Raw genomic sequence first — 9,971 nt, 5'->3', positions numbered from 1 at the left:
GATCGTGGTATCTGCGCTCTGCCATTTACCCGTCAGTCCGATCTGCAAACCGTCTATATTCCGATGAATATCATCGGCAACCTGTACGTTTCCAACGGGATGTCCGCGGGTAACACCGCCAATGAAGCGCGGGTTCAGGGGTTATCAGAAGTCTTCGAGCGTTATGTCAAAAACCGCATCATTGCAGAATCTATCAGCCTGCCTGAAATCCCCTCTGACGTTCTGGCACGCTATCCTGGGGTGGTGGAAGCCATCGCCAAACTGGAAGAAGAAGGTTTCCCTATTCTTTCTTATGACGCCTCGCTGGGCGGCAATTATCCGGTTATTTGCGTGGTTCTGTTCAACCCGGCGAACGGCACCTGTTTCGCGTCCTTTGGTGCACACCCTGATTTTGGCGTCGCACTGGAACGTACCGTGACTGAACTGTTGCAAGGCCGCAGTCTGAAAGACCTGGATGTCTTCACGGCGCCTACTTTTGACGACGAAGAAGTGGCTGAACACGCTAACCTTGAAACCCATTTCATCGACTCAAGCGGTCTGATTTCCTGGAATATGTTCAAACAAGACGCAGACTATCCGTTTGCAGACTGGAGTTTCAGCGGTACCACTGAAGAAGAGTTTGCGACACTGATGGCTATCTTCGATAAAGAAGATGCTGAAGTGTATATCGCCGATTACGAACATCTGGATGTATACGCCTGCCGCATTATCGTTCCGGGCATGTCTGACATTTATCCTGCCGAAGATTTATTGCTGGCGAATAACAGCATGGGCGCGCATCTGCGTGATCAGTTGCTGGCGTTGCCGGGCAGCGATCTGCCAAAAGAAACCTATCTTGAGATGATCACTCAACTCGACGATGAAGGTCTGGATGACTTTACCCGCGTTCGCGAACTGCTGGGGATCGCCAGCGGCAAAGACAACGGCTGGTACACGCTGCGTGTCGGTGAGCTGAAATCTATGCTGGCTCTTGCCGGTGGTGATTTGGATCAGGCGCTGACCTGGGCTGAATGGGCGCATGAGTTCAATTCCTCGGTGTACAGCGATGAGCGCAACAACTATTACCGTTGCCTGCAAACCCTGCTCCAGTTGTCTCTGGAAGAAGATCGCGAGCCAGCCCAGTACTACAATGCTTTTGTAAAAATGTATGGTCAGAAAGCAGTTGAGGATGCTTCGGCGGCCATCAGTGGAGAAGTCCGTTTCCACAGTCTGTTTGCAGTCGACCCTGAGCTGAAAGCCTTGCCAGCCCATCAGGCGCTGCTTGGTGCATACGAAAAGCTGCAAGTCGCCAAACGTCGTCACTGGTCGAAAGCCTGATTCACTGACACTTTGAAGCGATTAAAACCGACGGGATTTCCTGTCGGTTTTTTTGTTTATAAATTCGCTATCAGTTCACTATAAATCCTAAGCTTCTGCTGCTGTATTTGTCCGCAAAAGTTTGACTCGACCATCAAAATGACGTGTAATTCCGCGCGAAATAATACCCGCTTGTCATTTTTGCGAGAAAAATATAGCAATTATTTTATAAGTTAATTGAAAGTGAAATTTATAAAATCAAAATAACGATATTTATTAACACTGAATCCTTTGTATTAACTGAAATCTGAAAATAAACGCTTGCTTTCTCAACTTTATTTGCAAAAATTAAAATCTTTTTATTCGTTTATTTTCAATTAATTACCCATAAAACCACCCCTTTAGCAGTCCATTAAAAACCACCAAAAACCCCCTCATATGATCCACGTCAATTTTTACGTTATACTGCTTTGCTAGTATCTCGTTGCGCAGTGCATAGCCCTGAATAAGAGAGTTAATGTGAAAGCTGACAACCCCTTCGATCTCATTTTACCCGCCGCGACAGCGAAAATTGCTGAAGATGCTGGCGTTTATAAAGCCACCAAACAGCCGTTAAAAACATTCTTTTTAGCCATTACTGCTGGCGTCTTTATTTCTATTGCTTTTGCTTTTTATATCACCGCCACTACAGGCACCGGTACCGTCCCTTATGGCCTTGCAAAACTGGTTGGGGGCATCTGCTTCTCTCTGGGTCTTATGCTGGTTGTCGTATGTGGTGCGGACCTGTTCACGTCCACTGTACTTATCGTCATTGCGAAAGCCAGCGGTCGAATCACCTGGGGGCAATTGGCGTGCAACTGGGTCAATGTCTATATTGGTAACCTGGTCGGCTGCTTATTCTTTGTGGCTCTGATTTGGTTCTCCGGTGAATACATGGTTGATAACGGTTTGTGGGGACTGAACGTTCTGCAAACTGCTGATCATAAAATGCATCACACATTTATCGAAGCCGTATGTCTGGGGATCCTCGCAAATCTGATGGTTTGCCTGGCGGTATGGATGAGTTACTCCGGCCGCAGTCTGATGGATAAAATGTTCGCTATGATTTTACCGGTCGGCATGTTTGTCGCCAGCGGCTTTGAACACAGCATTGCTAACATGTTCATGATCCCTTTAGGCATCGTAGTGAAAAATTTTGCGACACCAGAATTCTGGCAGGCTGTCGGGGCAACACCGGCACAATTCGCAGAGCTGAATATCCCTAACTTTATCATAGACAATCTCATCCCTGTGACCATCGGTAACATCATTGGGGGTGGTTTGCTGGTAGGGTTAACGTACTGGGTCATATATCTTCGCGATGAGAAACACCACTGAAACAATGTGGCAGTCTTGTTACGACAGTTTTACACGTGATTTTTAAAGAAATCCAAATTAGAAGGTAGGTGCAAAATGTCCAAGCTCAATGAAAAATTGACCAACGCATGGCAGGGTTTTAGTGCTGGTGAATGGCAGAATGGCGTAAACGTCCGTGATTTCATTCAGAAGAACTACACACCGTATGAAGGTGATGAGTCMTTCCTGGCTGGCGCTACCCAAGCGACAACCACCCTGTGGGATAAAGTAATGGATGGTATCAAACTGGAGAACCGTACTAAGGCTCCAGTAGATTTCGATACCGACGTTGCCTCTACCATCACCTCTCACGATGCCGGCTACATCAACAAATCATTGGAAACCATCGTTGGTCTGCAAACTGACGCGCCATTGAAACGTGCCCTGATCCCTTTCGGCGGCATCAAAATGGTGGAAGGTTCATGTAAAGTTTACGGTCGTGAACTGGATCCGGCACTGAAAAAAGTCTTCACTGATTACCGCAAAACCCACAACCAGGGTGTTTTCGATGTTTACACTAAAGACATCCTGAACTGCCGCAAATCTGGTGTGCTGACCGGTCTGCCAGATGCCTATGGTCGTGGCCGTATCATCGGTGACTACCGTCGCGTCGCGCTGTATGGTATCGACTTCCTGATGGCCGACAAATACGCCCAATTCCAGTCTCTGCAAGACGACCTGGAAAATGGCGTAAACCTGGAAATGACCATCCAGTTGCGTGAAGAAATCTCAGAACAACACCGTGCTCTGGGTCAGATTAAAGAAATGGCTGCTAAATATGGCTGCGATATCTCTGGTCCTGCAACAACTGCACAAGAAGCTGTTCAGTGGACTTACTTCGGTTATCTGGCTGCCGTTAAATCTCAGAACGGTGCTGCGATGTCCTTTGGCCGCGTCTCTACTTTCCTTGACGTGTACATCGAACGTGATATCAAAGCAGGCAAACTGAACGAAGAACAAGCTCAGGAACTGATTGACCACCTGGTTATGAAACTGCGTATGGTGCGTTTCCTGCGTACCCCTGAATATGATGAATTGTTCTCCGGTGACCCAATCTGGGCGACAGAATCCCTGGCTGGTATGGGTGTTGATGGTCGTACTCTGGTTACCAAAAACAGCTTCCGCTTCCTGAATACCCTGTACACCATGGGACCTTCACCAGAGCCAAATATGACCATTCTGTGGTCAGAAAAGCTGCCAATGAACTTCAAAAAGTACGCAGCGAAAGTGTCTATCGATACCTCATCTGTACAGTATGAGAACGATGATCTGATGCGTCCTGATTTCAACAACGATGACTATGCTATCGCTTGTTGTGTGAGCCCAATGGTTGTGGGTAAACAAATGCAGTTCTTCGGCGCTCGTGCAAACCTGGCGAAAACCATGTTGTACGCAATCAACGGCGGCGTTGATGAAAAAATGAAAATCCAGGTTGGTCCTAAAGAAGCACCAATGATGGATGAAGTGCTGACCTTTGATAAAGTCATGGATCGCATGGATCACTTCATGGACTGGTTGGCTAAACAGTACGTGACTGCGCTGAACATCATTCACTACATGCATGACAAATACAGCTACGAAGCATCGCTGATGGCTCTGCATGACCGCGATGTTTATCGCACCATGGCATGTGGTATCGCAGGTTTGTCAGTTGCTGCTGACTCCCTGTCTGCTATCAAATATGCAAAAGTTAGCACCATCCGTGACGAAGACGGCCTGGCTGTAGACTTCAAAATTGAAGGCGAATATCCACAGTTCGGTAACAACGATTCTCGCGTAGATGACATCGCTTGTGACCTGGTAGAACGTTTCATGAAGAAAATTCAGAAACTGCGTACCTACCGTGGCGCTGTAGCAACTCAGTCTGTTCTGACCATCACCTCTAACGTGGTTTATGGTAAGAAAACAGGTAACACTCCAGATGGTCGTCGTGCTGGTGCTCCGTTTGGCCCGGGTGCTAACCCAATGCACGGTCGTGACCAGAAAGGTGCGGTTGCCTCTCTGACCTCCGTTGCTAAACTGCCGTTTGCTTACGCGAAAGATGGTATTTCTTATACCTTCTCTATCGTGCCAAATGCGCTGGGTAAAGACGATGATGTGCGTAAAGCCAACCTTGCGGGTCTGATGGATGGTTACTTCCACCACGAAGCGTCCATCGAAGGTGGTCAACACCTGAACGTGAACGTCATGAACCGTGAAATGCTGTTAGATGCGATGGAACATCCTGAAAACTATCCTCAGCTGACCATTCGTGTTTCTGGCTACGCAGTGCGTTTCAACTCACTGACTAAAGAACAGCAACAAGACGTTATTACCCGTACTTTCACCAAGTCCCTGTAATAATTCAACCTTGTAATCTGGTCTGATAAAAAAGGCTCCACAATGTGGAGCCTTTGTTTCATCCCTCCCTGCCCGCACTGTCTGTACGACAGTCTGTTTTGCCAGAGCGCTATACGTTGTGGACTTCTGGCAAAGCAGTACCGCCATTGCTGACAATCAACCTTATTGATTGTCTGGTATCATAAACCTGTGGTTTCCAGTTTATCTCTGCCAGGCCAGCATCCGCACATGTAGACTGCTATTTATTGGTCACTATGGAGAATAACCCGCAATGTCAGTTCAAGGTGACATAATTTAGGGTTTATTTAATTGAAATATAAGGATTTATTTCAAACCATGTCCACATATTGACCATTTCGAGATTTAACGACAAAAAAGCCCCGCATTTTAATTTGCGGGGCTTTTCTGTTTCTACGATTACATCAGGAAGGTTTGTTGACCGTGTGAGGTAGGATGAGGCAACACCGCATTGATATGTCCCGGCTTCATAATTGAGCCGTCGAATGACTCCATCGTCTTAAAGGTATGTCCGCAGTTGATGTTCTGACACTGATTGTATCGCTCTTTGGTGTTCTCACTCAGGTAACGGCTGGAACGGGTATGCGCCGCATGTTTGCAAATTGGACAATGGAACATGATCATCACCTCAACGAATCGCTTTAATATGCAGCGATTCTAGCCACTAAATACATATAAAACAATTAGTTAATCAGATAAATCATTCTTCCTCTTCGCTCTCATACTCCACCCCTGAAAGCCTTACTTCAAGCTCTAGGGACGTCGTGTAGCCGTTATTACTGAGTGAATGCACCACCTTAGTGATCACCCACGCCTGATCGTCTATGACACGCTTAAACCCGCTGACGGTAACCGGCATTTCAGGAAATAAATCAGCGCGCCCCATCGCCAGCGTTAGCGAGAATTCCGCCACGCCCCGTTGTAATTTATCCCACTTCGCCGCCGCTGCGCGCATGGCCTGCGTTTTACTGGCGTAAGTGGTGGTCAGCGCAAAAACGTTATCCGCTTCACCGGCCATATATTCGCCCTCTTTGGCTTCCGGCGTTTTAGCAGCGGCGGTGGTTTTCACCGGCTTGGCTTTGGGATGTTGCAGCGCGCGCAGGTGCTGCACCTTGGGTTTGCGTTTAATTTTAACCTTCTGCTTTTTCGGCTTGGGGTCTTTGGTATGCAGCCATTTCGCCGTGACGCCGGTATATGCACCCCGGTCAGCAATGGCAAACTGATGCCGGTCACCGTCGGCGCGCTCGATGGTCATCGCCGGAATGGCTTTACCGCTGGCGGTGGTGGCGTTCCCGGCTTTGAGAAATAACAGCTTACCGGCTTTTATCGACACATCGGCCCCGTTGCGCGTAGCGAGCCGGGTTAAAAACTTGGCATCAGACTCCTGCGACTGGTCAATGTGAGGGACAGGGATTGCGGCCAGTGGCGCGGCAACGCTTGCAGTCAGGTTGTTACGTGTGGCCACCTGCGCCACCACCTGACCGAGCGTAGTGTCATGGTAAGACATTTCACGGCGTGAATTGAGCGTTCCGCGAAAGTCTGCGCTGCGCGCCCGGATGGTCAGCGTATCCGGCGCGCCCCGGTGCTCTACTTCATCAACCGTAAAGCTCCCCTTGCCTATGAGCGCCGAACCCTGCCAGCCTAAAAACAGCGAAAGCACCGCACCGCGCGGCGGCATTTCCACCTGACCGTCGCTGTCGTCCAGCTCAATGTCGAGCTGGTCGGCCTCAAACCCTCTGTTATCCGTGAGCGTCAGGGATAACAGCCGGGTACTGATATCTTTCGTGATGTCATGACCCGCCTGCGTCAGCATAAACGCCGGTGCCACTTTCGCCCCGGCATCAAGTGTCATACCGGTGATCATGACCATACCCCCGGCACCATTGAACTGGCTTTGTTCAGCAACCCGTTAGCCTGCGTCTGCAAATCACCAAACATCGCCGTCAGAGACTCATCCACGCGGGTCAGGGTCAGGGAAAACTCGATGCTGCGCGCGCTGCCGTCAGAAAAAAACTCAGTGTGCGTTTCGCTGATGCTGTTCACCACAAACATACCGTAAATGGTGCCGGTTCCCTCCAGCAGCGGCCACGCTTTCCCCTCGTCGGCCATGAGGTGTAACGCCAGCAGGGAAATGCGCCCGCCGGTAATTTCCGGCATCAGCACCCCTGACAGGGTAATTTTTTCCTCATTCACACCGAGAAATTGCAGCGCGGGACGCTGGCCAACACGGCTATTTGACGGCCAGCGGTAATCAACATTGCGTTGCAGGCTCTGATAAGGGACGGTCTGAAGCTGAAACACAAATAATCCGAGCGTTAACATCATGCGTAAAATCCTCTTAATCATGCCCCATGCGGGCGCGAGCCTCAGCGCGGCGCTGCCTTTCCCGTGCGTCCAGCGCATCCATCACCTGACGGCTGGTATCCTGCGCGCCCATACCGGCACCGACTGAAATCTGATAACTGTTTTTGCTGTTGTCGGTGTAAGAACGTCCACCACCCGCCGACACCGGCACGTAACCGTAACTGAATCCAAAATTACCGCCCGGCGGCTGATACTCCGCCGCATTACCGGCATCAGATTTTGAACGCTGCTCCGCTTTGTCAGCGTTTTTGTCGAGGTCGTCAGACTCTTTCTTCACTACGCCGAGTTTTTCCAGCAGCCAAACCACGCCCCTACGCAGCTTATTGGCTACCTGCAATGGTGCGGTAAGTGCATTTGCCACAGCATGACCAAACGACACCCCCGCATCTTTACAACTATCGAGGGTTTCCTTGGTTGATTTCACTGGTTGAATCAGGTCTTTAAACCACTGCCACACGATCTTGAGCTTATCCCCAAGCCATTCAAAGACCGGCTTCAACGGCGCAAACATTTCTTTCACCGGCTCAAACGCAATACCCAACCCTTCAATCACGCCGGAGAAAAAGGCGCTGATGGGTTCCCAATATTTGCGGATAAGCAGCGCACCGGCGACGATGGCCACCCCAATGGCCACAATCGGCCACGTCAGCCCGCCGATCACCGTCGCAATCGCACCTCCTGCGATACTCAGCGCCGACCATAAACCGGTAGCCGCCGCCACAATCATGTTTATGCCCCCGATAACCGGTCCCGCTATCAGCCCAATCACCCCCAGCGCCCCGACCAGCATCACCGTGCCACCGGCAATTTTCGCAAGCGTCGTGGCCAGCGCCTTATTATCAACAATCCATTTATCCAGCCTCAGCACATACTTTGTGGCCGTTTGGGTCAGGCTGCGCAGCGATGCCTCCTGCTGGTCATAAATATCAGTGCCGACAGCCTCATACGCCGACTGAAACTCTTTAAAGTCGCCGCCGAGATTGTTTTGCATAATCTCGACCAGTTCCGCCGTTTTTCCGTCTGACGTCCGCAAGGCTTGGGTCAGCGCGTCGAGCTTGCCCGATGAGGCGTCATTCATCAGCACCGCAGCCGCAGAGCTGGCCTCTTCACCAAAAATGGCTTTCATGTACTGCGCTTTCTGCGCCGTGCCGAGATTATTTTTTTTAAAGCTCTTTTGCATTTCTTTCAGGATGGTAAATATCGGCCTGAAATCCCCCTTGCGGTCAGCCGTTTTAACGCCAAGCTCATCCAGCGCGGTGGCGGCGGCTCCTGTCGGCGCCTGTAAACGGGTGATCAGCGCCCGGCTCCCCGTACCGGCCATTGACCCCGTGATTTTCGCATCGGCCAGCGCGCCCACCATCGCGGCGGTTTGCTCCACGCTGACCCCGGCATTTTTAGCCACCGGTGCCGCATAGGTCAGTGCGTCACTCATGCCCGCAAAGTCAGCGGCGCTTTTATTCATGGTGGTGGAAAGCACGTCACCAATATGCGCAACCTTGTCATTTGCCAGACCAAAAGCCGATTTCACCCCCATCAGTAAACTGGCGTTATCTTCCATGCTCTGTTTATTGGCCAGCGACAAATTCAGGATGGTCGGCGTGGCCGCCAGAATGCCGTCTTTATCCGCGCCGGATTTGGCGACGATGATTTGCGCTGCGGCGGCATCATCCGCCGAGGCAGCGGTGTTATCACCCAACTGACGCGCCTGCTTACGCAGACTCAGCATATCGGCGGAGTCCTTCTCCAGACCGAGAACCGCCTGAAGCTCTGAGTTTTTCAGCGAAAAGTCATAGCCCGGCTTCAGCGCCGCGCCCCCCGCAACCGTTCCGGCCGCAGCCACGCCGACACCGCGCGCCCCGGCGGCGGTCACGCTGCCCGCAAGCTGTTTACCGGACTGATACCGCTGCCTGACGGCGTTGAGTCTGGCCTGCTGCGCGCTGACGCGAGCCAGTGAATCCCGCTGGCGGTTGAGCTGCGCGGTAGTTTCACCGATTGAGCTTTTCAGGCGGCGTTCAGATTCTGACAGCGAGCGCGTACTGATACCGGCCTCTGACAGCGCCTGACGCTGGCGTTGCACGGACAGGCGCAGGCCGTTGTATTTGAGTTGCAGGTCAGACGCGGCACGTTTGGCCTCCTCCATTGCCTTAGCCTGCGCCCGCGTCGGATTGGTGGTGTTTTTGAACTGGATCGCCAGAGCAGCGGCTTCCTGTTTTGCATTTTTGAGTGACTGGCCGGTGACCGCAAGCTGCGCGCTGGTTTTACGAAACCCCTCAATCTGACCGGCCTGAGCGTTGAGCTGCTTAATGGTGTTTTGGGTGCTTCGGATATCCTGAGACAGCGATTTACTCGCTGTCTGGATGGATTTAAACGGGCGGCTGGCTTGGTCAACGGCTTTGAGTAAAACCTGTAAGGTGACGTTATTGCTCATGGGCGTGTCCACTTCGTTCGAGCGCCTTTCCGCGCCATATGACGAGCTCGGTCAGGCTCATCGGATAGAGCTCTGACGGTGGCCAGTGAAAGACCACCGCCACGTCGGCTATCAGGTCATCCACTGACAG

The 9,971-nt window shown here is 51.2% G+C and carries 8 protein-coding genes; 3 read left to right on the top strand and 5 right to left on the bottom strand.

What is annotated here, in order from left to right:
* From AC1DUO_RS19095 to pflB, 3 genes are all read left to right on the top strand, one after another.
* A partial coding sequence (locus AC1DUO_RS19095; RefSeq protein ID WP_477988346.1) for a YcaO-like family protein occupies nt 1-1,317 on the top strand: 1,317 nt, incomplete at its 5' end.
* A gap of 498 nt (nt 1,318-1,815) precedes the next feature.
* Complete coding sequence (gene focA / locus AC1DUO_RS19090) at nt 1,816-2,673, top strand: formate transporter FocA (RefSeq protein ID WP_013574829.1); 858 nt, start codon at nt 1,816-1,818, stop codon at nt 2,671-2,673.
* A 75-nt stretch (nt 2,674-2,748) separates the two neighbouring features.
* Entirely contained in the window at nt 2,749-5,031 is a 2,283-nt protein-coding gene (gene pflB / locus AC1DUO_RS19085; RefSeq protein ID WP_013574828.1) for a formate C-acetyltransferase, read from the top strand.
* 417 nt (nt 5,032-5,448) lie between these two features.
* Here pflB and AC1DUO_RS19080 read toward each other — a convergent pair whose 3' ends face one another.
* The 5 genes from AC1DUO_RS19080 to AC1DUO_RS19060 form a co-directional block, all read right to left on the bottom strand.
* Nucleotides 5,449-5,667: a DNA-binding transcriptional regulator gene (locus tag AC1DUO_RS19080; protein ID WP_015689616.1), complete on the bottom strand. Its 219-nt coding sequence runs from the start codon at nt 5,665-5,667 to the stop codon at nt 5,449-5,451.
* Nucleotides 5,668-5,749: 82 nt separating this feature from the next.
* On the bottom strand, nt 5,750-6,913 hold the full coding sequence (locus AC1DUO_RS19075) for a phage late control D family protein (protein ID WP_477988348.1): 1,164 nt from the start codon (nt 6,911-6,913) through the stop codon (nt 5,750-5,752).
* Nucleotides 6,910-7,374 carry a phage tail protein gene (locus AC1DUO_RS19070; RefSeq protein ID WP_015689614.1) on the bottom strand — a complete coding sequence of 155 codons (465 nt, stop codon included), beginning with the start codon at nt 7,372-7,374 and terminating at the stop codon, nt 6,910-6,912. The genes AC1DUO_RS19075 and AC1DUO_RS19070 overlap by 4 nt, the downstream gene beginning before the upstream one ends.
* Before the next feature lie 13 nt (nt 7,375-7,387).
* Nucleotides 7,388-9,841, bottom strand: a complete 2,454-nt coding sequence (locus tag AC1DUO_RS19065) for a phage tail tape measure protein (protein ID WP_477988343.1) — start codon at nt 9,839-9,841, stop codon at nt 7,388-7,390.
* Nucleotides 9,831-9,971, bottom strand: coding sequence for a GpE family phage tail protein (locus tag AC1DUO_RS19060; protein WP_197060745.1), 141 nt, complete (start codon nt 9,969-9,971; stop codon nt 9,831-9,833). Before AC1DUO_RS19060 ends, AC1DUO_RS19065 begins: the two co-directional genes overlap by 11 nt.

The sequence above is a fragment of the Rahnella sp. P4_A8 genome (assembly GCF_056402435.1).
Note: the sequence above shows the minus strand (reverse complement) of the source record. Positions and strands in the feature narration are given on the sequence as shown.

What these genes read in the sequence shown, in the direction of transcription:
- AC1DUO_RS19075 (WP_477988348.1), bottom strand. Translation starts at nt 6,913, where the DNA reads ATGATCACCGGTATGACACTTGATGCCGGGGCGAAAGTGGCACCGGCG.
- AC1DUO_RS19070 (WP_015689614.1), bottom strand. Translation starts at nt 7,374, where the DNA reads ATGATGTTAACGCTCGGATTATTTGTGTTTCAGCTTCAGACCGTCCCT.
- AC1DUO_RS19065 (WP_477988343.1), bottom strand. Translation starts at nt 9,841, where the DNA reads ATGAGCAATAACGTCACCTTACAGGTTTTACTCAAAGCCGTTGACCAA.
- AC1DUO_RS19080 (WP_015689616.1), bottom strand. Translation starts at nt 5,667, where the DNA reads ATGTTCCATTGTCCAATTTGCAAACATGCGGCGCATACCCGTTCCAGC.